Source organism: Caulobacter segnis (genome assembly GCF_031454995.1).
In the GTDB taxonomy this organism is placed as follows: Bacteria; Pseudomonadota; Alphaproteobacteria; order Caulobacterales; family Caulobacteraceae; genus Caulobacter; species Caulobacter segnis_E.
Genome location: NZ_JAVDRV010000002.1, coordinates 1,149,530 through 1,174,694, shown reverse-complemented (window position 1 = coordinate 1,174,694; position 25,165 = coordinate 1,149,530). Strand labels below are relative to the sequence as shown.

At 66.5% G+C, this 25,165-nt stretch carries 28 protein-coding genes and 1 tRNA gene; 22 read left to right on the top strand and 7 right to left on the bottom strand.

All coding sequences use genetic code 11. From position 1 onward, the window contains the following. Positions 1 to 18: 18 nt before the first annotated feature. Positions 19 to 1,518 carry a flavin-containing monooxygenase gene (locus J2728_RS11390; RefSeq protein ID WP_309999174.1) on the bottom strand — a complete coding sequence of 500 codons (1,500 nt, stop codon included), beginning with the start codon at positions 1,516 to 1,518 and terminating at the stop codon, positions 19 to 21. 135 nt (positions 1,519 to 1,653) lie between these two features. Beyond that, positions 1,654 to 2,118, bottom strand: coding sequence for a DUF2147 domain-containing protein (locus J2728_RS11385; RefSeq protein ID WP_309999173.1), 465 nt, complete (start codon positions 2,116 to 2,118; stop codon positions 1,654 to 1,656). A 258-nt stretch (positions 2,119 to 2,376) separates the two neighbouring features. Here J2728_RS11385 and J2728_RS11380 point away from each other — a divergent pair, with 258 nt between their 5' ends. From J2728_RS11380 to hemA, 6 genes are all read left to right on the top strand, one after another. Next, a complete protein-coding gene (locus tag J2728_RS11380; protein ID WP_309999172.1) occupies positions 2,377 to 3,516 on the top strand; it encodes an isobutyryl-CoA dehydrogenase in 1,140 nt (379 codons plus the stop codon). A 7-nt stretch (positions 3,517 to 3,523) separates the two neighbouring features. Continuing rightward, entirely contained in the window at positions 3,524 to 4,132 is a 609-nt protein-coding gene (locus tag J2728_RS11375; protein WP_309999170.1) for a histidine phosphatase family protein, read from the top strand. A 16-nt stretch (positions 4,133 to 4,148) separates the two neighbouring features. Beyond that, positions 4,149 to 5,201 (top strand): enoyl-CoA hydratase/isomerase family protein, encoded by a 1,053-nt coding sequence (locus tag J2728_RS11370; RefSeq protein WP_309999168.1) that lies wholly within the window; start codon positions 4,149 to 4,151, stop codon positions 5,199 to 5,201. 57 nt (positions 5,202 to 5,258) lie between these two features. Then, entirely contained in the window at positions 5,259 to 6,062 is an 804-nt protein-coding gene (locus tag J2728_RS11365) for a class I SAM-dependent methyltransferase (protein WP_309999166.1), read from the top strand. Positions 6,063 to 6,130: 68 nt separating this feature from the next. Continuing rightward, positions 6,131 to 7,027: a 3-hydroxyisobutyrate dehydrogenase gene (mmsB, locus tag J2728_RS11360; protein ID WP_309999164.1), complete on the top strand. Its 897-nt coding sequence runs from the start codon at positions 6,131 to 6,133 to the stop codon at positions 7,025 to 7,027. Positions 7,028 to 7,184: 157 nt separating this feature from the next. Next, a complete protein-coding gene (hemA, locus tag J2728_RS11355) occupies positions 7,185 to 8,411 on the top strand; it encodes a 5-aminolevulinate synthase (RefSeq protein WP_309999163.1) in 1,227 nt (408 codons plus the stop codon). A gap of 100 nt (positions 8,412 to 8,511) precedes the next feature. Here the strand turns inward: hemA and J2728_RS11350 are convergent, their stop codons facing one another. Next, positions 8,512 to 8,958, bottom strand: coding sequence for a Ros/MucR family transcriptional regulator (locus J2728_RS11350; RefSeq protein WP_309999162.1), 447 nt, complete (start codon positions 8,956 to 8,958; stop codon positions 8,512 to 8,514). A gap of 164 nt (positions 8,959 to 9,122) precedes the next feature. Here J2728_RS11350 and glyA point away from each other — a divergent pair, with 164 nt between their 5' ends. From glyA to J2728_RS11315, 7 genes are all read left to right on the top strand, one after another. Continuing rightward, entirely contained in the window at positions 9,123 to 10,409 is a 1,287-nt protein-coding gene (gene glyA / locus J2728_RS11345) for a serine hydroxymethyltransferase (RefSeq protein ID WP_309999159.1), read from the top strand. 122 nt (positions 10,410 to 10,531) lie between these two features. Then, on the top strand, positions 10,532 to 11,005 hold the full coding sequence (gene nrdR, locus J2728_RS11340; protein ID WP_013078801.1) for a transcriptional regulator NrdR: 474 nt from the start codon (positions 10,532 to 10,534) through the stop codon (positions 11,003 to 11,005). 61 nt (positions 11,006 to 11,066) lie between these two features. Continuing rightward, positions 11,067 to 11,531, top strand: coding sequence for a 6,7-dimethyl-8-ribityllumazine synthase (gene ribH / locus J2728_RS11335; protein WP_299003844.1), 465 nt, complete (start codon positions 11,067 to 11,069; stop codon positions 11,529 to 11,531). Further along, positions 11,528 to 11,977, top strand: coding sequence for a transcription antitermination factor NusB (gene nusB, locus J2728_RS11330; protein WP_309999156.1), 450 nt, complete (start codon positions 11,528 to 11,530; stop codon positions 11,975 to 11,977). Before ribH ends, nusB begins: the two co-directional genes overlap by 4 nt. Then, positions 11,937 to 12,995, top strand: coding sequence for a thiamine-phosphate kinase (gene thiL, locus J2728_RS11325; protein WP_309999155.1), 1,059 nt, complete (start codon positions 11,937 to 11,939; stop codon positions 12,993 to 12,995). Before nusB ends, thiL begins: the two co-directional genes overlap by 41 nt. Positions 12,996 to 13,093: 98 nt before the next feature. Next, on the top strand, positions 13,094 to 13,585 hold the full coding sequence (locus tag J2728_RS11320) for a hypothetical protein (protein WP_309999154.1): 492 nt from the start codon (positions 13,094 to 13,096) through the stop codon (positions 13,583 to 13,585). Between the two features lie 260 nt (positions 13,586 to 13,845). Then, positions 13,846 to 15,984, top strand: coding sequence for a sodium-translocating pyrophosphatase (locus tag J2728_RS11315; RefSeq protein WP_309999153.1), 2,139 nt, complete (start codon positions 13,846 to 13,848; stop codon positions 15,982 to 15,984). 64 nt (positions 15,985 to 16,048) lie between these two features. Here the strand turns inward: J2728_RS11315 and J2728_RS11310 are convergent, their stop codons facing one another. Next, positions 16,049 to 16,603 carry a response regulator gene (locus tag J2728_RS11310; protein ID WP_309999151.1) on the bottom strand — a complete coding sequence of 185 codons (555 nt, stop codon included), beginning with the start codon at positions 16,601 to 16,603 and terminating at the stop codon, positions 16,049 to 16,051. Positions 16,604 to 16,855: 252 nt separating this feature from the next. Then, the gene (locus tag J2728_RS11305; protein ID WP_309999149.1) at positions 16,856 to 17,341 is read right to left on the bottom strand and encodes an outer membrane protein assembly factor BamE; all 486 of its coding nucleotides are present in this window, start codon (positions 17,339 to 17,341) and stop codon (positions 16,856 to 16,858) included. Between the two features lie 121 nt (positions 17,342 to 17,462). On the opposite strand from J2728_RS11305, the gene J2728_RS11300 reads away from it, so the two are divergent. The 7 genes from J2728_RS11300 to J2728_RS11270 all read left to right on the top strand — a co-directional run bounded on the left by J2728_RS11300 (position 17,463) and on the right by J2728_RS11270 (position 21,771). Then, the gene (locus J2728_RS11300; protein WP_309999146.1) at positions 17,463 to 17,993 is read left to right on the top strand and encodes a ubiquinol-cytochrome C chaperone family protein; all 531 of its coding nucleotides are present in this window, start codon (positions 17,463 to 17,465) and stop codon (positions 17,991 to 17,993) included. Then, a complete protein-coding gene (locus tag J2728_RS11295; RefSeq protein ID WP_309999144.1) occupies positions 17,978 to 18,517 on the top strand; it encodes a YceD family protein in 540 nt (179 codons plus the stop codon). The genes J2728_RS11300 and J2728_RS11295 overlap by 16 nt, the downstream gene beginning before the upstream one ends. Positions 18,518 to 18,613: 96 nt before the next feature. Further along, positions 18,614 to 19,699, top strand: coding sequence for a phosphate acyltransferase PlsX (gene plsX, locus J2728_RS11290; protein ID WP_309999142.1), 1,086 nt, complete (start codon positions 18,614 to 18,616; stop codon positions 19,697 to 19,699). Continuing rightward, entirely contained in the window at positions 19,696 to 20,673 is a 978-nt protein-coding gene (locus J2728_RS11285) for a beta-ketoacyl-ACP synthase III (RefSeq protein ID WP_309999140.1), read from the top strand. Before plsX ends, J2728_RS11285 begins: the two co-directional genes overlap by 4 nt. 199 nt (positions 20,674 to 20,872) lie before the next feature. After that, complete coding sequence (locus J2728_RS11280) at positions 20,873 to 21,175, top strand: integration host factor subunit alpha (protein ID WP_066686891.1); 303 nt, start codon at positions 20,873 to 20,875, stop codon at positions 21,173 to 21,175. A gap of 10 nt (positions 21,176 to 21,185) precedes the next feature. Next, a complete protein-coding gene (locus J2728_RS11275) occupies positions 21,186 to 21,611 on the top strand; it encodes a MerR family transcriptional regulator (protein ID WP_309999139.1) in 426 nt (141 codons plus the stop codon). Between the two features lie 83 nt (positions 21,612 to 21,694). Then, positions 21,695 to 21,771: transfer RNA gene (locus J2728_RS11270), tRNA-Pro, on the top strand. A gap of 85 nt (positions 21,772 to 21,856) precedes the next feature. Here the strand turns inward: J2728_RS11270 and J2728_RS11265 are convergent. Continuing rightward, a complete protein-coding gene (locus J2728_RS11265) occupies positions 21,857 to 22,084 on the bottom strand; it encodes a DUF2842 domain-containing protein (protein WP_309999137.1) in 228 nt (75 codons plus the stop codon). Next, positions 22,081 to 22,332 (bottom strand): GlsB/YeaQ/YmgE family stress response membrane protein, encoded by a 252-nt coding sequence (locus J2728_RS11260; protein ID WP_309999136.1) that lies wholly within the window; start codon positions 22,330 to 22,332, stop codon positions 22,081 to 22,083. The genes J2728_RS11265 and J2728_RS11260 overlap by 4 nt, the downstream gene beginning before the upstream one ends. A 138-nt stretch (positions 22,333 to 22,470) precedes the next feature. Here J2728_RS11260 and J2728_RS11255 point away from each other — a divergent pair, with 138 nt between their 5' ends. Together J2728_RS11255 and J2728_RS11250 are read left to right on the top strand one after the other, a co-directional pair. Further along, complete coding sequence (locus tag J2728_RS11255; RefSeq protein WP_309999134.1) at positions 22,471 to 23,502, top strand: COX15/CtaA family protein; 1,032 nt, start codon at positions 22,471 to 22,473, stop codon at positions 23,500 to 23,502. 77 nt (positions 23,503 to 23,579) lie between these two features. Next, positions 23,580 to 25,082, top strand: a complete 1,503-nt coding sequence (locus tag J2728_RS11250; protein ID WP_309999133.1) for an alkaline phosphatase — start codon at positions 23,580 to 23,582, stop codon at positions 25,080 to 25,082. Positions 25,083 to 25,165 lie beyond the last annotated feature (83 nt).

Sequence of the window (25,165 nt, the reverse complement as noted above, 5' to 3'; positions counted from 1 at the left end):
CAGGTCCGCTGAAAGCGATCACGAATAGCGGAACGCCGCGTCGTCGAGGTCGATCTTCGGGAAGATCTCCTTTTCGTTCCAATAGTCCTGGGTGTGCCGCCATTCAGGCTTGTCGCCGGCCTTGGGCAGCAGATGCATGTTTCGCATCAGATAGCCCGGATTGAAGTCCTCGGGATCGATCCAGCCGCCGATCTTCATGTCCTTGTCCTCGGGGCGGAGGGCCACCTCGACCTGCTTCTTGCCCTTCCGCTCCATGTGGGCGAGGAGGCGGCAGACGAAGTCGCCGATCATGTCGGCCCGCAGGGTCCAGCTGGCGCGGAAATAACCGAACACCCAGACGAGGTTCGGCACGCCGGTGAACATCATGCCGCGATAGGTGACCGTGCTGGCGAAATCGAGAGGCTTGCCGTCGATCGCGAAGGCGATGTCGCCCAGGACGCTAAGATCAAAGCCCGTGGCGGTGACGATGACGTCCGCTTCCAGTTCCTGGCCGGATTTCAGCAGCAAGCCGTTCTCGGTGAAGCGCTCGATCTCGTCGGTGACGACCGAGGCTTTGCCCGAGGCGATGCCCTGGAAGAGGTCGCCGTCGGGCACGAAGGCGATCCGTTGCCGCCAGGGGCGGTAGCGAGGGGTGAAGTGCTTGGCGATGTCGAAGTCCTCGCCGAGGAACATCTTCACGCCCTCCAGCAGCTCGGTCTTCACCGCCTCGGACTCCGCGATGGAGCGCCGGGTGAATTCGTTCTGGTCGAACAGCACCTTGCGGCGGACAATTTCGTGGATCCAGCGCTCATCGATCTCCAGTTGACGCAGCATGTCGGCCAGTTCGTTCTCGTTGCGCCCCGGCACGAAATAGGTCGGCGAGCGCTGCAGAAGCGTGACGTGGGCGCAGTCGCCGGCGATGGCGGGCACGAGCGTCGCGGCCGTGGCGCCCGAGCCGATGACGACGACCTTCTTGTCCTTCAGGTCCAGGTCCTTCGGCCAGGTCTGGGGATGGACGATCCGGCCCTTGTAGCGGTCCATGTCCGGCCACTCGGGCGTGTAGCCGACCGAATGCCGGTAATAGCCCTGGCACATCCAGAGGAAGTTCGTGGTGTAGGTCTCGACGCCGTCGGGGCCCGAGACGGTCAGCGTCCACAGCTTGTCCTGGCTGGACCAGGCGGCGTTGGTTATCCGACGGCGATAGCGGATGTGGCGGGAGAGATCGTTCTCCTCGATCACCTCGCCCATGTAGCTCAGGATCTCGCCGGCGGTGGCGATCGGCGGACCGACCCAGGGCTTGAAGCGATAGCCGAAGGTGTAGAGGTCGCTGTCCGATCGGATACCGGGATAGGTGTGGGTCAGCCAGGTGCCGCCGAAGCTTTCCAGCGCCTCCAGCACCACGAAGCGGGTTCCGGGTCTCTGGTGCGTCAGGTGATAGGCGCCGCCGACGCCGGAGATGCCGGCTCCGACGATGATGACGTCGAAGTGTTCACTAGCCGCGTCGCGCGCGGTCCTTGGAAGCGTCGCCGCTTCGTCCATGCTCTTTCCTCCCGTGCCGGCCGTCGCGCGGCCTGGATCGCTCGGCGTCTCTGTCGGACGCTCAAGTGATCACTGTACACTTAGAGGGTCGCGCGGCTCTTGCTTTGAATCAAGCGAAAGCGGCGGAGGCCGCGCCTAGGGCGCGGCGCGCGAGGCCAGGACCGAAGGGCTGTCGATGCGGGTCCACAGCTGCGACTTGCACAGGAAGTTGCCGATCACGCAGCCCTTGGCGCGCATGGTCTTGGGATCGACGATCTCGGCGGTGCCGACCAGCGTGACCTTCAGGGTGGGCACCCAAACGCGGCCCTTCAGCGCGCCGTTGTTTTGGGCTTCGAAGTCACGCAGCAACTGCTTGCCGATCAGGGTGTCCGTGCCCGACTTGCGCGCGTCGGCCTCGGCCTTGGGGCTGGCCCAGACCACGACGCCGCAGGTGCTGGGGCCGCAGTCCTTGATCTCTAGATGGACGCTGTTCTTCGGATTGCGCCAGACGCCATAGCTGCGCGAGATGTCGCCGCCCTCGGCCGCGTGGGCCGAAGCGGAGATCGCCAGCATACCGAGGGCCGCCGCCAGGGCGGCCATTGCAAGTTTCACGAAGCGCATAGTCGTTGATGCAAATTTTATGGTTGAGAACGTTCAGACTCGAAGTTCGCCATTTGGGCCGAATGACGATGGTTATCAAGGGGTGTGGCCGTTCCGCCGATTCAAGTCGTGTAACGGAGGATTTCAGGTCACACCTTCGTTCGGCGGGCGAACCGTTCCAAAGCCCCGCCTCGCGCGTGATTGACAGTCGGCCCTTGGCGCCGCAGTCAGACGAAAAGAAGTGAGGGCTGTTCTGCCCCGTATGGGAGGTTGCCGCGCATGGATTTCGCGCTGAACGAGGATCAGGTCGCAATCCAGGATGCGGCCCGCGCGTTCGCCGAGGGACAGCTTGCCCCGAGATCGGCGGAGTGGGACGAGAAGAGGCACTTTCCCGTCGACGTCTTGCGCCAGGCCGCCGAGCTCGGCTTCGCTGGCATCTATGTGAACGAGGAGGTCGGCGGCAGCGGGCTGTCGCGTCTCGACGCCTCGATCATCTTCGAGGCCCTGAGCTACGGCGACGTGCCAACCGCCGCATATTTGACCATCCACAACATGGCCTCGTGGATGATCGACCGCTTTGGCTCGGACGAGCTGCGCCACCGCTACCTGCCGCGCCTGACGACGATGGAACTGATCGCCAGCTACTGCCTGACCGAGCCTGGCTCGGGGTCGGACGCCGCGGCGATGCGCACGACGGCCAAGCTGGACGGCGACCACTATGTCCTGAACGGCGGCAAGGCTTTCATTTCCGGCGGCGGCGTCTCGGACATCTATGTCGTGATGGCCCGCACGGGTGGCGAGGGCGCCAAGGGCGTGTCGGCCTTCGTGGTCAAGAAGGGGACGCCGGGTCTCAGCTTCGGGGCCAATGAACGCAAGATGGGCTGGAACGCCCAGCCCACCGCCCAGGTCAATTTCGACAACTGCCGCGTGCCGGTCGAGAACCGCATCGGCCAGGAGGGCGAGGGGTTCCGCTTCGCCATGATGGGCCTGGATGGCGGGCGGCTGAACATCGCCTCGTGCTCGCTGGGCGGCGCCCAGTTCGCGCTCGACACGGCCAAGGCCTACCTCGAGACCCGCAACCAGTTCGGCCGGCCGCTGAAGGATTTCCAGGCCCTGCAGTTCAAGCTGGCCGACATGGCGACGGAGCTGGAGGCGGCCCGCCTGATGGTGCGCCGCGCGGCGCATGCGCTGGACAGCAAGCATCCCGAGGCGACCAAGCTGTGCGCCATGGCCAAGCGTTTCGCCACCGACGCCGGCTTCCAGGTGGCCAATGACGCCTTGCAGCTGCATGGCGGCTACGGCTACCTCCAGGACTATCCGCTGGAGCGCATTGTCCGCGACCTGCGGGTGCACCAGATCCTGGAAGGGACCAACGAGATCATGCGCGTCATCATCGCCCGCCAGCTGTTCCGCCAATGAGCGTCGGATGATCTATCTCTGTCGCCACGGCCAGACCTTCCACAATCGCGAGGGGCGCCTGCAAGGGCGGCTGGAATCCGACCTGACGCCTCTGGGGCAGGCGCAGGCGAGGGCGATGGCGGCGTTGCTGGACGATCTCGTGCCAGCGACCGAGCGCGCGCCTTGGCGGCTGGTCGCCAGCCCGCTGCGCCGGGCGCGTCACACCGCCGAGGCGATCGCCGGGCGTCTGGGCCTGGCGGTCGAACTGGACGAGCGACTGGTCGAGATCGATGTCGGCGAATGGTCCGGGCGGCTTCGCGAAGAGGTGAGGGGCGAACACCCCCATCTGCTCGGCGACGACGCCTGGGGCTTTCACGCGCCGGGCGGCGAGACCTACGAGGCCATGACGGCGCGTCTTAGCGCCTGGCTGGCCGAGCAGGCGGCCGAGCCGGAGCGCCGCCTGATCGTCGTCAGCCACGGCGTCGCCGGTCGTCTGCTGCGCGGCGCCTACGCGGGGCTCTCCAAGGAAGAGACGCTGAGCCAGGACATTCCCCAGGACGCCGTCTTCCGTCTGGTCGGCGGCGGCATCGCGCGGATCGACTGCGCGCCGGTCGCCGAACCGGCCGAACACGCCTGAACCTTCAAGGCCATCCATGACCGAAGACCCCGAAGTCCTGATCCGCGTCGAAAAGAACGTCGGCCGGATCACGCTCAACCGCCCAAAGGCCCTGCACGCCCTGACGCTGGGCATGTGCGAGACGATGATCGGCGCGCTGCTGGACTGGCAGGAAGATCCCGAGATCTACATGGTCCTGATCGACCATGCCGGAGACCGCGGCTTCTGCGCCGGTGGCGACATCCGGATGCTGGCGGAGAGCGGCGCCAAGGACGGCGTCGAGGCCCGGCGGTTCTTCCACACCGAGTACCAGCTGAACCACCTCCTGTTCACCTACGACACCCCGGTCGTGGCGATCATGGACGGTGTCGTCATGGGCGGCGGGGTCGGGATCTCGATGCCGGCCCACGTGCGGATCGCCACCGAGCGCACGACCTTCGCCATGCCCGAGACCGGCATCGGCCTGTTTCCGGACGTCGGCGGCGGCTGGTACCTGCCGCGTTTGCCGGGCAAGGCGGGGCTGTGGCTGGCCCTGACCGGCGCGCGGATCAAGGGCGCGGATTGCATGCGTCTGGGCGTCGCCACCCACTTTGTCGAGTTCGGCGCGGTCGAGGGCCTCAAGAAGGCGATCGTCGCCGATCCGCGCCGTATCGACGAGACGCTGCGCAAGTACCGCGCCGACGCGGGCAAGGCCTCGCTGCTGGGCTTCGAGCAGGACCTCAACCGCCTTTTCGTCGGCGAAAGCGTCGAGGAGATCGTCGAATTCCTGACCCTCGACTCCAGTGACTGGGGCCGGGCTCAGCTGGAGGTCATGAAGACCAAGTCGCCCCAGACGATGAAGGTCGCCTTCGAGCAATTGAAGCGCGGCGCGGCCATGACCGACTTCGCCGACAACATGGCGATGGAGTATCGGATCGGCTCGCGCGTCGTTCGCAAGCATGACTTCATCGAGGGCGTGCGGGCGGTGATCATCGACAAGGACAACGCCCCGCGCTGGAATCCCGCCCGGCTCGAGGACGTCACCGACGCCATGCTGGACGAGATTTTCGCGCCCTTGCCGGCTGACGAGGAATGGACGCCGCTGACGTAGCGGGTGTCGTGCGCTAACGTGGACGACAACGATAAAGTGTCGGTTGGAAGGATCGCCATGCGTAAGCCGCTTCTCAGTCTCGTCGCCGTGCTCGGCCTTGCCGCCTGCGCCACGCAGCCGATGCTGGGGCCGCCGCCTCCGCCGCCCTCGGGCCCGGCCTCGGCGGCCATCCCGGCCAACATCGCCGCCGCCCTCAGCGATCCGTCCCGTCCCGCGGCCGACATGATCCGCGACAACGCCCGCCACCCCGGGGAGGTCCTGGCCTTCGCCGGCGTCAAGCCGGGCGCGAAGGTCGCCGACCTGATCCCGGGCGGCGGCTATTTCACGCGGATCTTCTCGAAGGCCGTGGGGCCGAAGGGCAAGGTCTACGCCTATGTGCCGGACGAGTTGACCAAGCTGGCCAAGCGCGAGCCGGCGGTGAACGCCATCGCCCGCGATCCGGTCTATTCGAACGTGACGGTGATCCTGAACACGCTGCCGAACTTCTCCGCGCCGGAAAAGTTGGACCTGGTGTTCACGGCCCAGAACTACCACGACATGCACGACAAGTTCATGGGGCCGGCCGACCTGTCGGTCGTGAACCGCCAGATCTTCAAGGCCTTGAAGCCGGGCGGCGTCTACCTCGTCATCGACCACTCGGCCGAGGCGGGGTCGGGCCTGCGCAACACCGAGGACCTGCACCGGATCGACTCGGCGGTGGTGAAGTCCGAGGTCACGGCGGCGGGCTTCATCTTCGAGGGCGAGAGCAGGGTGCTGCGCGCTCCGGCCGACACCCGCAAGGTCAACGTCTACGACCCGTCGATCCGCGGCAAGACCGACCAGTTCGTCTACAAGTTCCGCAAGCCCGCCTCGGCGCGCTGACGGACGCGACCCAGAACCATAAGAGCCGCGCCCAAGGAGGCGCGGTTCGCTTTCGCAGGGAGTAGCGAATGACCCGCGTCGCGTTCATCGGGCTGGGCAATATGGGCGGCGGCATGGCCGCCAACCAGGCGGGGGCGGGCCATCAAGTCCGCGCCTTCGACCTGTCCTCCGACGCCCTGGAGCGCGCCGTGTCCGCCGGTTGTCAGGCCACCGGTTCGATCGCCGAGGCGGTCGCCGACGCCGAGGTGGTGATCACGATGCTGCCCGCCGGTCCCCACGTGCGCTCGGTCTATGGTGAGCAGGTGCTCAAGAGCGCGCCGAAATCAGCCTTGCTGATCGATTGCTCGACCATCGACGTCGAGACCGCCCGCGACGTGGCGCGTCAGGCGGGGCAGGCGGGCTTCCGCTTCGCCGACGCGCCGGTGTCGGGCGGGGTGATGGCGGCGGAGGCGGGGACGTTGGCCTTCATGGTGGGCTGCGACGCGGCCGACTTCGTGGCGGTCGAGGGCGCGCTGGAGCCGATGTCCCGCGCGACGATCCGGGCGGGAGACCACGGCGCGGGTCAGGCGGCCAAGATCTGCAACAACATGTTGCTGGCAATCTCGATGCTGGGCGTCTGCGAAGCCTTCGCCCTGGCCGAGAAACTGGGCCTGGCCGCGGAAAGCTTCTTCGAGATCGCCAGCAAGTCCTCGGGCCAGTGCTGGTCGCTCAGCACCTATTGCCCCGTACCCGGCGTCGGGCCACAGACCCCCGCCGATCGTGGCTACGAGGGCGGGTTCGCCACCGCCATGATGCTCAAGGACCTGAAGCTGGCCCAAGCCGCCGCCGCCCAAACCGGGGCCGCAACGCCGATGGGCGCCCAGGCCGAGGCCCTTTACGCCCTGTTCGCCGCCAACGGATTCGCGGGTAAGGACTTCTCGGCGGTCATCCAGCTTTTGCGCGGCAAGTTGGCGGAACTGACCTGAAGAATCGTGGCGATTTGTCCGGAGAGTTGGTCAAAACGCCCAATTCCATTTCCTAGGTAAACGCCCTTAGATGGACACACGAGACGCTTGGTGCGAAAAACCGAGCCTGTAATCAAGGGGACCGCCGGGCCCATCGGCCGGCGGTTTAGAGATCGCAATGGACTACAAAGCCGCGTTCCGCAGCGCCGTCGATCAGATCCGCGACGAGGGCCGTTACCGGGTCTTCGCCGACCTGAAGCGCCAGCGCGGCGCTTTTCCTCGGGCCAACTGGACCCGTGAGGACGGCTCCGAACGCGAAGTCGTTGTCTGGTGCAGCAACGACTATCTCGGCCAAGGCCAGAATCCGGTCGTGCTGGAAGCCATGAAGGACGCGGTCGACGCGCACGGCTCGGGCTCGGGCGGGACTCGCAACATTTCGGGCACCAATCACGACCACGTCCTGCTGGAGCAGGAACTGGCCGATCTGCACGGCAAGCAAGCCGCGCTGCTGTTCACCTCGGGCTATGTCTCGAACGAGGCCTCGCTCTCGGTCGTGCAGAAGATCCTGCCCGGCCTGATCATCTTCTCGGACGAGTTGAACCACGCCTCGATGATCGCCGGCATCCGCAATGGCGGTGGTCCGCGCAAGATCTTCAAGCACAACGATCTGGCGCATCTGGAAGAGCTGCTGGCCGCCGCGCCGGCCGACGCGCCCAAGCTGATCGCTTTCGAAAGCGTCTATTCGATGGACGGCGACATCGCCGACATCGCCGGCACGATCGCGCTGGCCAAGAAGTACGGCGCCATGACCTATCTGGACGAAGTCCACGCGGTCGGCATGTACGGTCCGCGCGGCGGCGGCGTCGCCGAGCGTGAAGGCCTGATGGACGACATCGACATCATCGAAGGCACGCTGGGCAAGGCGTTTGGCGTGATGGGCGGCTATATCACCGGCGACGCCGAGGTGATCGACGCCATCCGGCTGATGGCCGCCGGTTTCATCTTCACCACCTCGCTGCCGCCGGCCCTCGTGGCTGGCGCCCTGGCCAGCGTCCGCTGGCTGAAGCAGCACCCGGAAGTGCGCGAGATCCACCAGGAGCGCGCCGCGACCCTCAAGGCGATGTTCCGCGCCGCCGGCCTGCCGGTGATGGACAGCGAAAGCCACATCGTCCCGGTGCTGGTCGGCGACCCCGTCCACTGCAAGATGATCAGCGACATGCTGCTGGCCGATCACGGCGTCTATGTGCAGCCGATCAACTATCCGACCGTTCCGCGCGGCACCGAACGCCTGCGCTTCACGCCCACGCCGTTCCACAGCGACGAGATGATGCGCAAGCTGGTCTCGGCGATGGAAAAGCTGTGGGCCCACTGTAACGTCGCCCGCATGGGCGGTTACGCGGCCTAGGGAAGACGCCTCCTTCAGCCTATTTCAACCGCGACATGGCGCATATGAAGAACGCCGCCGGAGCCCGGCGGCGTTCGCATGCGTCGCGCTCGGAGTGGGGTCAGCTACCGCGCCGGACACCCTTGCCGAGGCCGATCTTCTTGGCGAAATCCGATCGACGCGCGGCGTAGGCCGGCGCCACCATCGGATAATCGGGCGGCAAACCCCACTTACGACGGTAGTCTTCGGGACTCATGTCGTAGTGCGAGCGAAGATAACGCTTGAGCATCTTCAGCTTCTTACCGTCCTCGAGGCAGACGATGTAATCGTGCTGAACCGAGCGGCCCACGGGGACGGCCGGCTTGGCCTTTTCGATGGGCCGAGAGGGTTCGCCACCGTTGTTCAAGGTGCTCAGCGCCTCGTGCACGGTGCGGATCAGCTCCGGGATGGCGGACTGGGACACCGTGTTTTGGCTTACGTAGGCCGCCACGATCTCCGCGCTAAGGCCCAGGATGTCGAGGCCATTCGCGCTGACCGTTTCCGAAGTGCCGCCGCCCTGAGACGCCATGAGATATCCCACTCTCGTTGCTGTGATTGTTATCTCGCGGGGGGACTAAGCCGCCCTGCGCGACTGCAACGCACAGCTTCGCGCGTGGTTCCAAGATTGATTGCCGCGCCCATCTCGTTAAAGAGGGCGCCTCTGCCGACTCCCCGCGGCCCCAGGAGAGCGTGATGACCGAAGCCAACCTCAACGCCTTTTTCGGCGCCGACCTCGCCACCGCCGACCGCGATATCTTCGATCGTATCGGTCGCGAACTGGATCGGCAGCGGAACCAGATCGAACTGATCGCCTCGGAGAACATCGTCTCCAAGGCCGTGCTGGAGGCCCAGGGCTCGATCCTGACCAACAAGTACGCCGAGGGTTACCCGGGCAAGCGCTATTACGGCGGCTGCGAGTATGTCGACGAGATCGAGACCATCGCCATCGAACGCGCCAAGGCGCTGTTCGGCGCCGGCTTCGCCAATGTCCAGCCGCACTCGGGCTCGCAGGCCAACCAGGCGGTGTTCATGGCGCTGCTGCAGCCGGGCGACACCTTCCTGGGCATGGATCTCGCCGCCGGCGGCCACCTGACCCACGGCTCGCCCGCCAACCAGTCGGGCAAGTGGTTCAAGCCGGTGTCCTATTCGGTGCGCCAACAGGACCAGCTGATCGACTATGACGGCGTGGCCGAGATCGCCCAGCGCGAGAAGCCCAAGCTGATCATCGCCGGCGGCAGCGCCTATAGCCGCGAAATCGACTTCGCCAAGTTCCGCGAGATCGCCGACCAGGTCGGCGCCTATCTGATGGTCGACATGGCTCACTACGCGGGCCTGATCGCCGGCGGGGCCTATCCGAACCCGATCCCGCACGCCCACGTCGTCACGACCACCACGCACAAGACGTTGCGCGGCCCGCGCGGCGGCCTGGTGCTGACCAACGACGAAGCCATCATCAAGAAGGTCAATTCGGCCGTCTTCCCGGGTCTGCAAGGCGGGCCGCTGGAGCACGTGATCGCCGCCAAGGCCGTGGCCTTCGGCGAGGCGCTGCAGCCGTCGTTCAAGGCCTATGCCAGCCAGATCATCGCCAACGCGCGGGCGCTGTCGGAAGCCCTGCTGAAGTCGGGCGTCAACATCGTCTCGGGCGGCACCGACAGCCACCTGATGCTGGTCGACCTGCGTCCCAAGGGCGTGACCGGCCGCGACGCCGAGCATAGCCTCGAGCGCGCCCACATGACCTGCAACAAGAACGGCGTGCCGTTCGACACCGCGCCGTTCACGGTCACCTCGGGCATCCGCCTGGGCACGCCGGCCGGCACGACGCGTGGCTTCAAGGAAGCCGAGTTCACCCGCGTTGGCGAGCTGATCGGCGAGGTGGTCAACGGTCTGGCCACCAACGGTCTCGACGGCAACGCCGCAGTCGAGGCCAAGGTCCGCGAGGAAGTGCTGGCCTTGACGGCCCGGTTCCCGATCTACAACTAATGGCGCCTCGGCCTCTCTTGTGTACAAGAGAGGCCGACTTCTAAGATTTCGAACGCGTTGAACGGCGAAGCCGCTCACAGCTTCGCCCAACGCGTTCGCGGCTTCGCGGGAGGGGCCATATCATGCGCTGCCCCTTCTGCGGACACGCCGAAAGCCAGGTCAAGGACAGCCGTCCGTCGGAAGACGGCGCGGCGATTCGTCGTCGCCGGATGTGCCCCGAGTGCGGCGGCCGCTTCACCACCTTCGAACGCGTTCAGCTGCGCGAGTTGATCATCCTGAAGCGTTCGGGCCGGCGTTCGCCGTTCGATCGCGACAAGCTTGTGCGCTCGATCACGCTGGCGATGCAGAAGCGCCCGGTGGACCCTGAACGGGTAGAGCGGATGATCAACGGCATCGTCCGTCAGCTGGAAAGCATGGGCGAGACCGAGTTGCCGTCCTCGACGGTCGGCGAAATGGTCATGAAGGCGTTGAAATCCCTCGATGACGTGGCCTATGTCCGCTACGCCTCGGTCTATCGCGATTTCAAGGAAACCGGCGACTTCGCCAAGTTCCTCACCGAAGAGGGGCTAAGCGATAGCGTCGAGGAAGAGCTATAGTCCGTTAAGCCTAATGTGTGTTTCTGGTCGCGCGCGACGCGACCGTGGAGAGTCGAGCTAGATGGTTGAAGACAACATCCGCCTGTTGATCGTGGAGGGCCGAAGCCATTCGGGCGTCTCCGACGAGCTGCTGCGCGGGGCCGCCCAGGCGATCGAGGCCTATGGCGCCGAGTACGACGTGATCACCGTCTCCAGCGCGCTCCAGATCCCGACGGCCATCGCCCTGGCGGAAGACGCCGGCCAAGGCCCGGTGGGCCGCCGCTATGACGGCTATGTCGCCCTGGGCTGCGTGATCCGCGGCGAGACCTACCATTTCGAGCTCGTCTCCAACGAGACCGCCCGCGGACTGCAGGACCTGGGCATCGGTCGGCGCCTGCCGATCGGCTTTGGCGTGCTGGCCGTCGACGACGAACAGCAAGCCTGGGCGCGGGCCAAGGTCAGCGAAGGCGATCGCGGCGGCGCGGCCGCCAAGGCCTGTCTTGAGACGATCGCGCTGAAACGTCAGCTTCTGGGGCGCGGCAGATGAGCGCACCCCGCACCCAACCGCGCTCGGTCGCGCGCCTCGCGGCCGTTCAGGCCCTCTACCAGATGGAAGTCTCGGGGGCCGGGGTCGACTCGGTCATCCGCGAGTTTTCCGAGCATCGCTTCGATCGCGACGTCGAGGGCGAACGCCTGGCGCAGGCCGACGAAACCTTCTTCGCCGACCTGGCCAAGGGCGTCGTGGCCCAGCAAGCCAAGGTGGATCAGGGAATCGTCAAGCGTCTGGCCTCGGGCTGGCGGCTCGAGCGGCTGGACGCCACCGCGCGCGCCGTCCTGCGCGCCGGCGCCTACGAATTGATGTATCGGCCGGACGTTCCGACCGAAGTCGTCATCAATGAGTATGTCGAGATAGCGAAATCCTTTTTTGAGGGTCCTGAGTCAGGCTTCATCAATGGCGCCCTCGACGCGATCGCCCGTGATGCAAGAGACTGACGAAGAAGACTGGTTCGCTGAAGACGAGGCGCCATCCACAGCGGTGGCGCCCGCGACCGAGTTCGACCATATCGAACGACTCTTGCGTCCGTTGACGCGAGGCGATCCAGCCGCGCTCGATCTGCTGGACGACGCGGCCGTGCTGCCGTCGCGTCCTGGCTATGACCTGGTGATCACCAAGGACGCCATGGTCGGCGGCGTGCATTTCCTCGTCGACGAGGCGCTCGACGTGGTGGCGCGCAAGCTGCTGCGGACGAATCTCTCGGATCTCGCGGCCAAGGGCGCGGAGCCCTACGGCTATTTCCTGTCCGTCGGCTGGCCTTCGGGTTCGGATGTCACCTCGCGCGAGACGTTCGCGCGCGGCTTGGCGGAAGACGGCGCTTTCTTCGACATCTCGCTGCTGGGCGGCGACACCGTGACCACCTCGGGTCCGCTGGTGCTGTCGGCGACGCTGCTGGGCTGGGTTCCCCAAGGCGCGGCGATCCTGCGCCGGGGCGCCAAGCCTGGCGACAAGCTCATGGTGTCCGGCACGATCGGCGACGGCTGGCTCGGCCTGCTGGCCCAATGGGGCGAGGTGGCCGATCCAGATGGCGGGCTTCTTCGCCGTTATCGCCAGCCCGAGCCGCGCATTGGTCTTCGCGATTCCATGCGCCAGCACGCCAAGGCCGCGGCCGACGTGTCCGACGGCCTGCTGGCCGACAGCAGCCATATCGCCAAGGCCAGCGGCTGCCGCGTGCGGGTCGATCTCGAGCGCCTGCCGCTCTCGCCGGGCGGCCAGGCCTGGCTGGACGTCCAACCCGAGCAGGTCGAAGGCCGCATCTCCCTGGCGTCCGGCGGCGACGACTATGAGATCGTCTGCGCCGTCGACCCCAACGAAGCCTGGAATTTCCGCATCGCCGCGGCCGCGGCCGGCGTCAAGGTCAGCGAGATCGGCGAGTTCGTCGAAGGCGAGGGCGTCTCGGCCTATTACAAGGGCCGCGACGTCACGCCATCGCGCCTGGGCTGGCTGCACGGCTAGAGCGGCGGCGGCCGAAAGTGTGAGCGGTTTCGGCGTCCGCCGCGCTCCAAGACAGAGCCAGTAGGGGAATATCAAGCTCCGTTCGCTAGAAGCGGGGCATGAGTTCGATCCTCTCTCGCCGATTGTTGCTGAGCCTCGCCGCCGCCGCGACGATGGCTGGCCCCGCGCTCGCCAGCTCCGAGAAGAAGAAGGAAGGGGAGGGCCAGGCGCTCGATCCCACCTACAAGCTCGGCTCGATGACGATCCCCATCATCGTCAACGGCCGGATCGTGAACTACGTCTTCGTGGCCCTGACGCTCCGGCTCGCGTCTGGCACCGAGGTGGAGAGCTTCAAGGCCCAGGAGCCCGCGCTGCGCGACGCCATCATGCGCGCGGCCTACCGCACGCCCTTCGTTCGTCAGGACACCTGGCAGGAGGTCGATGGACCGCGCCTTCAGGCGTTCGTCCTGGGGCAATGCGCCGTTCTGTTCGGCAAGGGCAAGGTCGCGGCCGTGGACATCGCCAAGCAGGTTCCTCGTCAGCATGTCATGCCGCCGAACGCCGCCGTGCTGCGCGCGCTTCAACAGAAGCCGGACACGCCCAACCCCTGATTTCCGCGGAGTCCCTGGCGCTTTTCCACGCTGAATCGCTTGCGCCAACGCGGGTTGCGCGCCTCCCGGCCATCTGACAGTGTTCTTCGGATGACGCCGTTCGGTTGTCATTTCAGGGAGAACGAGGGGGCACGAGGCCAATAAGGCCCGCCTGTCGGCCTCGACGGCGATTGAGTTGGCTTGTTTGAGTTGGCTCAAGGTCCCCGTCGATGGATCGGCGTCCCCTCGTTGCAAAGAAGCGCGAAGGGGCGAAGAACCTAATGAGTCTTTGGCTTTATTTGGCCATCGGGGCCGGGCTGCTGGCGGTGCTGTACGGCGCCGTGCAGACAGCCAGTCTGATGCGGGCCTCGGCCGGCAACGCACGCATGCAGGAGATCGCCGCGGCGATCCAGGAGGGCGCTCAAGCCTATCTGCGGCGGCAATATCTCACCATTTCGATCGTCGGCGCGGTCATCCTGGTCGCCGTGTACCTGCTGCTCGGCCTGTGGGCGGCTCTCGGCTTCCTGGTCGGCGCGGTGCTGTCGGGCGCGGCGGGCTTCGCCGGCATGCTGATCTCGGTGCGCGCCAATGTCCGCACCGCCCAGGCCGCCTCCGAAGGCCTCGCCAAGGGGCTGTCGCTGGCGTTCACCTCGGGCGCGGTCACCGGTATGCTGGTGGCGGGTTTCGCCCTGCTGGGCGTGGCCGGCTACTACTGGGTGCTGACGGAGGTTCTCGGCCTTGAGCCCACCGGCCGCGGCGTCGTCGACGCCTTGGTGGCCCTAGGCTTCGGCGCTTCGCTGATCTCCATCTTCGCCCGCCTCGGCGGCGGCATCTTCACCAAGGGCGCCGACGTGGGCGGCGATCTGGTGGGCAAGGTCGAGGCCGGCATCCCCGAGGATGATCCCCGCAACGCCGCGACCATCGCCGACAACGTCGGCGACAATGTCGGCGACTGCGCCGGCATGGCCGCCGACCTGTTCGAGACCTACGCCGTGACCACAGTCGCGACCATGGTCCTGGCGGCGATCTTCTTCCGCGGCCACGAGGCCGTGGGCGCGATGATGCTGCTGCCGCTGGCCATCTGCGCGGTCTGCATCGTCACCTCGATCATCGGCTCGTTCTTCGTCCGCCTGGGCAAGAGTCAGAACATCATGGGCGCGCTCTACAAGGGCCTGATCGTGACCGGCGCCCTGTCGATCCCGGCGGTCTGGTACGTGCTGCACCAGCTGATTCCGGTTCCTGTCGTGACCGAGGCCCGCACCTATACGGCAGACGGCCTGTTCTACTGCGGCCTAGTCGGTCTGGCCGTCACGGCCGCGATCGTGATGATCACCGAGTACTACACCGGCACGAACTTCCGTCCGGTGAAGTCGGTGGCCCAGGCCTCGGTCTCGGGTCACGGCACGAACGTGATCCAGGGCCTGGCCATGTCGCTGGAAGCCACGGCCCTGCCGGCCCTGACGATCATCGTCGGCATCGTGGTCACCTATAACCTGGCCGGCCTGTTCGGCATCGCGATCGCCACCACGACCATGCTGTCGCTGGCCGGCTTCATCGTCGCCCTGGACGCCTTCGGCCCGGTCACCGACAACGCCGGCGGCATCGCCGAGATGGCGGGTCTGCCGCCGGAGGTCCGCGTCACGACCGACGCCCTGGACGCCGTGGGCAACACCACCAAGGCCGTGACCAAGGGTTACGCCATCGGCTCGGCTGGTCTCGGCGCCCTGGTGCTGTTCGCCGCCTATACCGAAGACCTGAAGTTCTTCTCGGCCAACGCGACGCCGGGCAGCTTCTTCGACGGCATGGGCCCGGTGACCTTCGATCTGTCGAACCCCTATGTCGTGGTCGGCCTGCTGTTCGGCGGCCTGCTGCCGTTCCTGTTCGGCGGCATGTCGATGACCGCCGTCGGCCGCGCGGCCGAGTCGGTCGTCGCCGAGGTGCGTCGCCAGTTCCGCGAGAACCCCGGCATCATGACGGGCGAGGTAAAGCCGGAATATGGCCGCGCCGTCGACATCCTGACCAAGGCGGCCATCCGCGAGATGATCGTGCCCAGCCTGCTGCCGGTCGTTTCGCCGGTGGTGTTGTTCTTCGTCATCAAGGCCATCGCCGGCAAGGTCGACGCCTTCGCGTCGCTGGGCGCCATGCTGATGGGCGTGATCGTCACCGGCCTGTTCGTCGCCATCTCGATGACCAGCGGCGGCGGCGCCTGGGACAACGCCAAGAAGGTGATCGAGGAAGGGTTCACCGACAAGAACGGCGTCCTGCACAAGAAGGGCGGCGAGACCCACAAGGCCGCCGTCACCGGCGACACCGTCGGGGATCCCTACAAGGACACCTCGGGCCCGGCCGTGAACCCGATGATCAAGATCACCAACATCGTGGCTCTGCTGCTGCTGGCGGTCCTGGCCCACGGCGGCTGATCACGAGGAAGGCCGTAAAACTGGAACGCCCCGGAGGAAACTCCGGGGCGTTTGTCTTTTTCGGCTAGTAGACCTCTTCGGGATCCATCTCGACGAGAGCATCCTGGGGCTTGGGGATCACGTCGATGGGCACATCGCCGCGGCGCTCCACGCCGACGAAATCATGATCGATGCGCCGCCGGCGACACGGGCCGAAATACTCCTTGGCCCGCACGAAGGGGCGGGGATTGTTGATGATCTCGTTGACCCGATGCATCACCGTCCGCGCCGTCAGCGGCTTGACCAGGAACTCGGTGACGCCGGCCATCCGGGCGTCGTTCAAGGTGCGCTGCGTGGCGTGGCCGGTCATCATGATGATCGGCACATAGCGGTTGGGGCTGGCCGAGGAGGTGCGGACCCATTTGACGAACGCCAGGCCGTCCACCGGCTGCATGACCAAGTCCGTGAAGATGATGTCGATCTCCTTGGACTGGAAGATCCGCAAGGCGCTCAAGCCGTCGTCGGCTTCATGGATCCTGCGAACGCCCGCCGACTTCAGGATGGTGGTGATCACCCTGCGCATATTGGCGTTGTCGTCGATCAGCAGGATGGATAGGGCGCGAAGGTCCGTCGTCTCCACAGTGCGCCTCCTCCGCTTGCGTGAACTCCTTGGCGCGCCATGCGCGACTGAAGAGTTCCCGGGCCGTTCAAGTTCAGTTTAAGGAGGTGTGACAGTGCGGCAAAGTGTCTCAAGAATAAAGGTAAATTTTATATTTACAGTAAACGCGCCGCCGCGACTGAATTTCGCCGCCTTTGAATACTCTAGGCGGTATAAGAAAAGCCGCCCACCTTGCGGCGAGCGGCTTCGTAAAGCTTGCGATGGTGTTTTGGCTTAACGACGATCGCCTGGACGCTGGCCGGGGGCCTCGTCGTCCTGCGGGAGCATGCCGCCGCGGCCGACGTTGCCGAGCAACTGCTCGAGAATCGTCATCTCGCGACCGCGAGTCGGGGTCTCGCGGCCATTGTAGGCGATGACCTTGCCGTCCTTCAGCGTGTAGGTGTTCACCGAGGCGACCTTCTCGTCGGCCGGGTTGAACTTGATCGCCACGACGTCGCGCTTGATCACGCGCGGATAGTAGAAGGCGACCCGGTCGGTGGTCTGCGAGATGTAGTACCAGGTGTTGTTGTCGAAGGTCGAAACGGCCGACGGCGAACCCAGCTTTTCCATCAGCGTGGACTTGCTGTCCTCGCCGACCTTCATGTCGGCGGGCCTGGCCTCGATGGCCTGGAAGCCGGAATAGCTCGTCAGCGGCGTGCAGGCCGAAGTGGCGAGAGCCAGCGCCAGGGCGGCGGCGGCGAAAACGGCGGGGCGAGACATCAAGGCTCCGAACCGGAAAAATGCAGACTTTGACCTATCGCCCGCGGGAGCTTAGTTCAATGCCCGCGTGAAAGCGGACCCCGCCTCTAGCGGGATGTCGCGGCGAAATCGAGGCGTTTCAATGTTTCTGGATCGATGGCTGAAGCCCAGGCCCGCCAAGGCGGCGGGAGCCAAGCTCTACGCTTCGGCCGTGGCGCAGGCGCGTTCCGCCGCTTTCTACCGCGATTTCGGTGTCCGCGACTCGATGGAAGGCCGGTTCGAGCTGTTCAGCCTGCATGTGATCTTCCTGATCGAACGGCTGAAGGGGCAAGGCGACGCGGCGGCGGAGACGTCGCAGGCGGTGTTTGATTCCTACGTGAAGGGTCTCGACGACGCGTTCCGCGAGATCGGCGTGGCCGACACCGCCGTCGGCAAGAAAATGAAGAAGCTGGCCGGCGCCTTCTACGGCCGCCTGAAGGCCTATGACGAGGCCGTCGCCAGCCTTCCGGACGATGCGGCGACGCGCGACTTCCTGGCCCGCACCGCGTTCGAGGAAAGAGGCGAGGGCGACGTCGCCGCCTTGACCACTTATCTGATCAAGACGCGCGCGGCGCTGGCGGGCCTGCCGCTGGACGCCCTGCTGCAAGGAGATGTGACTTGGCCGAACCCGTGACCGCGCCCTGGCCCTGCGAGATTCCGCTGTCCCAGGTGGATCGTGGCGCCGTGAAGCTGCGCCTGGAGCCGAGCGAAGAGCAACGCGGCGCGATCGCCAAGCAACTGGGCCTCGTCAGCCTGGAGGCGCTCTCGGCCGAAGTCTTCCTGACCTCGTGGCTCGACGGCGCGGAGGTGTCCGGCGTCCTGCGCGCGCGGGTGATCCAGACCTGCAGCGCCACCGCTGATGATTTCGAGACCCCGATCGACGCCCGCTTCAATCTCCGCGTCTTGCCGGCCAACAGCGAGAACGCGCCACAGGAGGAGTTCGGCGATCTAGGCGCCGATCCCGACGGCGACGATCCGCCCGACGTGCTGGAAGGCCAGACCGTCGACGTGTCCGGCTACGTGGTCGAGCATCTGGCTCTGGAGCTGGATCCGTTCCCCCGCAAGCCCGGCGCGGTCTTCGTCCAGCCGCCCGAACCGGTGGAACTGTCGCCGTTCGCGGCGCTGAAAGGTCTGAATTTGAAGGACGAGCAGGGCTAGACGCCCCGACTCGACCGCTTGCGTGATATTCACGCGGATGTATCGTCCGCCGCCTTGAGGGGCGGCCGGGCCGCCTGCCGGAGCTCTCAGCGCCACGTGTCTCAATCCGTAGTCATCTCGATCGACGCCATGGGCGGCGATCATGGCCCCTCGATCGTGGTGCCTGGCGTCGCTCTGGCGGCCCAGGCGCTGCCGGGCGTGCGCTTCCTGCTGCACGGCGACGGGGCCGCCATCGAGGCGGAACTGGCCAAATACCCCGCCGCCAAGGCGGTCAGCGAAGTCCGCCATTGCGACAAGGCGATCGGCATGGACGAAAAGCCCGCCCAGGCCATGCGCCGGGGCAAGGGCTCGAGCCTGTGGAACGCGGTCGAAGCGCTGCGCGAGAACGAGGCCCACGCCTGCGTCTCCGCCGGCAACACCGGCGCCCTGATGGCGATTTCCAAGCTGATCCTGCGCATGGGCGCGGGCCTTGAGCGTCCGGCCATCGTCGCCAACTGGCCGACGATGAAGGGCGTGACGGCGGTGCTGGACGTCGGCGCCAATGTCGAGAGCGACGCGGCCCAACTGGTCGAGTTCGCCATCATGGGCGCGGCCTTCCACCACGCGGTGCATGGCTCGCACCGTCCGACCGTGGGCCTGCTGAACGTCGGCTCCGAGGAGCAGAAGGGCCACGAGGAAGTGCGCGAGGCGCACGCCATCCTGCGCGAGACCAAGCTGGACTTCGACTATCATGGCTTCGTCGAGGGCAATGACATCGCCTACGGCACCGTGGACGTCGTCGTCACCGACGGCTTCACCGGCAACGTCGCCTTGAAGACCGCCGAGGGCCTCGCGCGATTCTTCTCGAACGAGATCAAGAGCACCCTGACCTCGACGCCGCTGGCGATGCTGGGCGCGGCCGTGGCCTCGGGGGCGCTGAAAAAGATGCGTCATCGCCTGGACCCAGGCCGGGTGAACGGGGGGCCGCTGCTGGGCCTCAACGGAATCGTGGTCAAGAGCCACGGCGGCGCGGACGCGGGCGGTTTCGCCTCGGCGATCCGGGTCGCGACCAACCTCGCGCGCAGCGACTTCCGCGCCGAGATCGACAGAAATCTGAAGCGCCTGACCGCCGCCGCGGCCAAGGATGGAGCCTCCGGCGAGGAGCCCAATTCCGGCGTGGATCCCCAGGGAGCGGCCGAGTGAGCGTAGTTCGTAGCGTAGTGACGGGCGTCGGCGCCTATCTGCCGCCCAAGATCGTGACCAATGACGATCTGGCCAAGTTCGTCGACACCAGCGACGAGTGGATCGTCGAGCGCACGGGTATCCGCCAACGTCACCAGGCGGCCGACGACCAGCCGGTCTCGGACCTCGCTGTCGAGGCCGCCAAGGAAGCGCTCGCCGCCGCCGGCAAGACGCCCGCCGACGTCGACCTGATCATTGTCGCCACGACCACGGCCGACCTGACCTTCCCGGCGGTCGCGACGATCGTGCAGCGCAAGCTGGGCGCGCCGGTCGGGATCGCCTTCGACGTCCAGGCCGTGTGCTCGGGCTTCGTCTACGCGCTGAGCGTCGCCGACGGCTTCGTGGCGCGCGGCAACGCCAAGTGCGCCCTGGTCATCGGCGCCGAGACCATGACCCGCCTGATGGACTGGAGCGATCGGGGCACCTGCGTGCTGTTCGGCGACGGCGCCGGCGCGGTGGTGCTGGAGGCCGGCGAAGGCGAGGGGACTACCGACGATCGCGGCATGCTGGGCTTTGCCCTGCGGGCGGACGGCACGAAGCAGGAGCTGCTCTATGTCGACGGGGGGCCGTCGACGACGGGCACGGTCGGCAAGCTGCGGATGCTGGGCAACCAGGTCTTCAAGCACGCCGTGGTCAACATCTCCGAAGCGATTCACGCCGCCGCCGACAAGGCCGGCGTCGCGGTCGCCGACGTGGACTGGTTCATCCCGCACCAGGCCAACCAGCGCATCCTGGCCGGCGTGGCCCATCGCTGCGGCATCGACGAGGACAAGGTGATCTCGACCGTCGCCACCCACGCCAACACCTCGGCCGCCTCGATTCCGCTGGCCCTGGCCCACGGGGTCAAGGATGGCCGGATCAAGAAGGGCGATCTGCTGCTGCTCGAGGCCATGGGCGGCGGTTTGACCTGGGGCGCCTGCGTTCTGCGCCTTTGACGCGCATCATGGCGCGGGCTTCGCGGATGGCATGAACTGTTGACCTTGAGCCTTTGACTTCACGCGATAATCACGGCATGAGGTCATCGGTGGGTGAGGGCGCGGTCGGTTGAGGGCGACCGCAATCAGTCCTTATCCGCCGCGAGTGCTCTATCGGAGGTGGTCTCGGGGCCGCCAGGATACGCGTGGAGGGGGTTGCATGAAGGGCTCTACTTTGACCCGGGCCGACCTATGCGAGGCGGTCCATGAGGAGGTCGGTCTGACCCGTCAGGACTGCGCCGGCCTCGTCGAGCGCACCCTGGATCTGGTGGCCGAGGCCCTGGAGAAGGGCGAGACGGTCAAGCTTTCCGGTTTCGGCGTCTTCCAGGTTCGCGCCAAGCGAGCTCGGATGGGGCGCAATCCCAAGACGGGCGAGCCCGCCGAGATCGAGCCGCGGCGCGTGATCGGCTTCCGCGCTTCCCAGGTCATGAAGGCGCGAATCGACCGCGCCCTGGGCGACTAGGATTCGTGCGGTGGCGAAGGGGCCGAACGCCTTCCGCACGATCTCCGAAGCCGCCGACGAGCTGGGCGTGCCGCAGCACGTCCTACGTTTCTGGGAGACCAAGTTCTCCTTCATCCGCCCCATGAAGCGCGCCGGCGGACGGCGCTTCTACCGTCCTCAGGACGTGGCCGTGCTGAACGGCGTCCGCACCTTGCTCCACAGCGAAGGCCTGACCATCAAGGGCGTGCAGAAGCTGCATCGCGACCATGGCCTGGCCCAGGTGATCGCCGCGGGCCTTGGCGCCAATGGCTCCGCCAAGCTGGCGGCTGATATGGACTACGGGGCACTCGACAAAGGCGCGCGGGGGCTGGAAGGCGAGGCCCGCGAGCGTCTGGCCTTCATGTTGCGCGACCTTACCGAGGTCAAATCGCGGCTGGACGGACTGCTCTCCCGCTAGGGGGATTCCGGGTCCGACGATTTCGTCCGAAATGGCAGTTGCCCAACCCCGGACCGGCGCCTATAAGGGCGCCTCTTCCGCGTCGGAGCGTGGCGCAGCCTGGTAGCGCACTTGACTGGGGGTCAAGGGGTCGCAGGTTCGAATCCTGTCGCTCCGACCATTTCCTTCGGGAATTGCGGAAGCCGAAAGGGTCGCCGAAAGGCGGCCCTTTTTCATGTCCGCCAGCCTATTCTAGTGGGACTTGGCTATTTCACGACCGGCTTGTCGGCCTTGCCCATCCACGAGATCAGCGGAATCACCGGCAGAATCCAGCCCATGCCCAGCGCCACGAAATAGACGAGGTGCACCAAGCGATTCTGGGGCAGGCGGTCGTACAGACTGGTGAAGATCCAGATCCAGGCGAACAGGACGACCATCACCGCGATCGAGCCGATAAGCTTGCGCGGGCGTGCGGGGATGAGGGGGGCGTTCACGCGGGTCTCCGGATAAGGCCGAGCAAGGCCAGGAAGAGAACGGCCCCCACGATGGAGACCGTGAACTCGCCGACCAGCCCGTCGATGGGAAGATCGATGCGCGTGGCCGTGAAGGCCCCGATGAAGGCCCCGACCACGCCGACCAAGAGCTTGATGAACAGCGAGTGGCGTCGATCGAGAACATGATCCGCGATCCAGCCGGCGATGATGCCGACCATCGCGGCCGCGAAGACGCCCGTACCGCTCATCCGCTCCTCCTAGACGGCGCTTTTGGCACGATGCGCGCGCCTCGTCATGCGTAGGCTTACGGCATTGATGCGCGCGCAAGGGGGGCGTAGGGAGGGTTCGGCCGCATTTCGGCCCAGAAGTGACGCTTTTCCGACTCCATGACGTCTTTCCTGCGTTCCGACCGCTCGCGTCCCGTCGCGATCTGGCTCTTCATCGTGGCCGCCATGGTTTTCGCCATGGTCGTCGTTGGCGGCGCGACCCGCCTGACCGACTCGGGCCTGTCGATCACCCAGTGGAAACCGATCATGGGCGCCTTGCCGCCGATGTCGGACCAGGCCTGGCGCGAGAGCTTCGAGCTCTACAAGCAGATCCCGCAGTACCAGCTGGTCAATCCGGACATGACCCTGGAGGGCTACAAGGGCATCTTCTGGTGGGAGTGGGCCCACCGCCTGCTGGGCCGCACCGTCGGTCTTGTCTTCGCGATCCCGTTCATCGTCTTCCTGATCCGCCGGGACATTCCGCGCCGCCTGATCTGGCGCTGCGCCGTCATGCTCGGCTTGGGCGGCCTGCAAGGGCTGGTCGGCTGGTGGATGGTGTCGAGCGGCCTGTCCGAACGCGTCTCGGTCGCGCCCGAGCGGCTGATGATCCACTTGGGTCTGGCGTTGGCGCTGTTCGTGGTCCTGATCTGGACGGCCTTGGACGCCTGGAGCGGCTCGCCCCGTGTCGAGGAGCGCTCGTCTTGGCGGGGCTGGGCGCTGGCCTTTTTGGGCGCGGTGTTCTTCCAGAGCCTGCTGGGCGCCCTCGTCGCCGGCAACGACGCCGGTCTGGTCTATAACGACTGGCCGCTGATGAACGGCCGGCTGTTCCCGGCGGACTATTTTGGAGACGGCGTCTGGGGCACGCTGGCGCACAGCCAGGGCGCCGTGCAACTGCACCACCGTCTGATGGCCTACGCCCTGTTCGTCGCGGCGATCGCCATCGCCGTCGTGGCGCGGCGCGACAGGCCCTTGGCCACCGGCAGCAAGGTGATCGCCGCCGCCCTGGCGGTGATCGTGGTCCTGCAGGCCGCCTTGGGCGTCTGGACGCTGATGGCGGCCGTGCCAATCACCCTGGGCGTGTTGCACCAGGCGGGGGCCGCGGTGCTGCTAGCGGCGGCGACCGCCTTCGCCTGGCGTGTGCGGCGGCCCTAGTTCGCGATCCGCCGCACCGACGGAAAAACTGTCACACGCCAGGAGCAAATCGGGCCAATTCCTCATGGAGCTTGGCCTTGATCCGCCCCCTCGTTCTCGCCCTCGCGGCGTCCGCCTCGATCTCGACTTTCGCCCACGCCCAGGCGAGCGGCCCAATGGCGGCGGTCAGCGCCGCCGATCCCTACTACAAGGCGGGCGAGGCGGCCCTGGCCCGGCAACTTACCGTGGTTCCCAACACCGGCCGCGCCAAGAACGTCATCCTGTTCCTGGGCGACGGCATGGGCATTTCGACGGTGACCGCCGGCCGCATCCATGACGGCCAGCTGAAGGGCGTCGACGGCGAGTCCAATTCGCTGGCCTTCGAGAAGCTGTCCTACGCGGCGCTTTCCAAGACCTACAGCCACGACACCCAGGTCACCGACAGCGCCGCCGGCATCACGGCGATCATGACCGGCGTGAAGACCCGCAACAAGATCATCGGCCTGACCGGCGCGGCGATCGGCGAGAAGTGCGAGACCGAAAAGGGCAATGCCGTCGAGAGCCTGGCCGAGCTGGCCAAGGCCAACGGCAAGGCCGCTGGCGTTGTCACGACCACGCGCGTGACGCACGCCACGCCGGCCGGCGCCTACGCCCACACCGCCTATCGCGACTGGGAAGGCGACGGCGACATGCCGGTCGAGGCGCTGCGGGCGGGCTGCAAGGACATCGCCCGCCAGCTGGTCGAGGCGCCGGACGCCCTGCGTTTGGACGTGGTCATGGGCGGCGGCCGCTCGCGCTTCTTGCCGGAGGCCAAGGACGGTAAGCGCGGCGACGGCCGTGACCTGACCGCCGAGTGGCTGAAGGCCGAGGGCCGGGCTTCCGCCTATGTCACCACGGTCGATCAGCTGAAGGCGCTACCGGCCGACACCCAGCACGTGCTGGGCCTGTTCGCGTCGGAACATCTGCCTTACGAGGTCGAGCGTCCGGTGCTGGGGCAGGGCGTCCCGACCCTGTCGGAAATGGCGCTGTCGGCCATCGACGTGCTGTCCAAGAACCCGAACGGCTACTTCCTGATGGTCGAGGGCGGCAAGATCGACATGGGCAGCCACCTTGGCAACGCCAAGCGCACGCTGAGCGAGACGGTCGAGTTCTCCAAGGCCGTCGAGGCGGTGCTGGGCAAGATCGACCTGAAGGACACCCTGGTCGTGGTCACGGCCGATCACAGCCACGGCCTCGTCATCTCGGGCTATGCGCCGCGCAACGCGCCGATCCTGGGCGTGGCGGGCAACGAGGGCGAGCCGGCGATCGCCGCCGACGGCAAGGCCTATACGACCCTGATGTTCGCCACGGGTCCCGGCGGCCCGCTGGGCGCCGACACCCGCGCCGATCCGGCCAAGGAAGACCTGGACGACATCGACTACCACCAGCAGGCGGTCGTGAACCTCTACAGCGCCGCCCACTCGGGCGAGGACGTCGGTGTCTTCGCCGACGGTCCGCGGGCCTATCTGCTGCGCGGCGTCGTCGAGGAGAGCTACATCTTCCAGGTCATGCGCCACGCGTTCGGGTTCGACGGCAAGGCCGAGGTGGTGAAGAAGCGCTGAGGGTTGGCGGCAAGAGCGAAGCCAGACCAGAGTTACTCTCCTCCCCCATCGGGGGAGGGGGACCAGCGAAGCTGGTGGAGGGG

Excerpts from the sequence above, each read along its gene's own strand:
- J2728_RS11390 (WP_309999174.1), bottom strand. The coding sequence starts at position 1,518 with ATGGACGAAGCGGCGACGCTTCCAAGGACCGCGCGCGACGCGGCTAGT.
- J2728_RS11385 (WP_309999173.1), bottom strand. The coding sequence starts at position 2,118 with ATGCGCTTCGTGAAACTTGCAATGGCCGCCCTGGCGGCGGCCCTCGGT.
- J2728_RS11380 (WP_309999172.1), top strand. The coding sequence starts at position 2,377 with ATGGATTTCGCGCTGAACGAGGATCAGGTCGCAATCCAGGATGCGGCC.
- J2728_RS11375 (WP_309999170.1), top strand. The coding sequence starts at position 3,524 with ATGATCTATCTCTGTCGCCACGGCCAGACCTTCCACAATCGCGAGGGG.
- J2728_RS11370 (WP_309999168.1), top strand. The coding sequence starts at position 4,149 with ATGACCGAAGACCCCGAAGTCCTGATCCGCGTCGAAAAGAACGTCGGC.
- J2728_RS11365 (WP_309999166.1), top strand. The coding sequence starts at position 5,259 with ATGCGTAAGCCGCTTCTCAGTCTCGTCGCCGTGCTCGGCCTTGCCGCC.
- mmsB (WP_309999164.1), top strand. The coding sequence starts at position 6,131 with ATGACCCGCGTCGCGTTCATCGGGCTGGGCAATATGGGCGGCGGCATG.
- hemA (WP_309999163.1), top strand. The coding sequence starts at position 7,185 with ATGGACTACAAAGCCGCGTTCCGCAGCGCCGTCGATCAGATCCGCGAC.
- J2728_RS11350 (WP_309999162.1), bottom strand. The coding sequence starts at position 8,958 with ATGGCGTCTCAGGGCGGCGGCACTTCGGAAACGGTCAGCGCGAATGGC.
- glyA (WP_309999159.1), top strand. The coding sequence starts at position 9,123 with ATGACCGAAGCCAACCTCAACGCCTTTTTCGGCGCCGACCTCGCCACC.
- nrdR (WP_013078801.1), top strand. The coding sequence starts at position 10,532 with ATGCGCTGCCCCTTCTGCGGACACGCCGAAAGCCAGGTCAAGGACAGC.
- ribH (WP_299003844.1), top strand. The coding sequence starts at position 11,067 with ATGGTTGAAGACAACATCCGCCTGTTGATCGTGGAGGGCCGAAGCCAT.
- nusB (WP_309999156.1), top strand. The coding sequence starts at position 11,528 with ATGAGCGCACCCCGCACCCAACCGCGCTCGGTCGCGCGCCTCGCGGCC.
- thiL (WP_309999155.1), top strand. The coding sequence starts at position 11,937 with ATGGCGCCCTCGACGCGATCGCCCGTGATGCAAGAGACTGACGAAGAA.
- J2728_RS11320 (WP_309999154.1), top strand. The coding sequence starts at position 13,094 with ATGAGTTCGATCCTCTCTCGCCGATTGTTGCTGAGCCTCGCCGCCGCC.
- J2728_RS11315 (WP_309999153.1), top strand. The coding sequence starts at position 13,846 with ATGAGTCTTTGGCTTTATTTGGCCATCGGGGCCGGGCTGCTGGCGGTG.
- J2728_RS11305 (WP_309999149.1), bottom strand. The coding sequence starts at position 17,341 with ATGTCTCGCCCCGCCGTTTTCGCCGCCGCCGCCCTGGCGCTGGCTCTC.
- J2728_RS11300 (WP_309999146.1), top strand. The coding sequence starts at position 17,463 with ATGTTTCTGGATCGATGGCTGAAGCCCAGGCCCGCCAAGGCGGCGGGA.
- J2728_RS11280 (WP_066686891.1), top strand. The coding sequence starts at position 20,873 with ATGAAGGGCTCTACTTTGACCCGGGCCGACCTATGCGAGGCGGTCCAT.
- J2728_RS11260 (WP_309999136.1), bottom strand. The coding sequence starts at position 22,332 with ATGAGCGGTACGGGCGTCTTCGCGGCCGCGATGGTCGGCATCATCGCC.
- J2728_RS11255 (WP_309999134.1), top strand. The coding sequence starts at position 22,471 with ATGACGTCTTTCCTGCGTTCCGACCGCTCGCGTCCCGTCGCGATCTGG.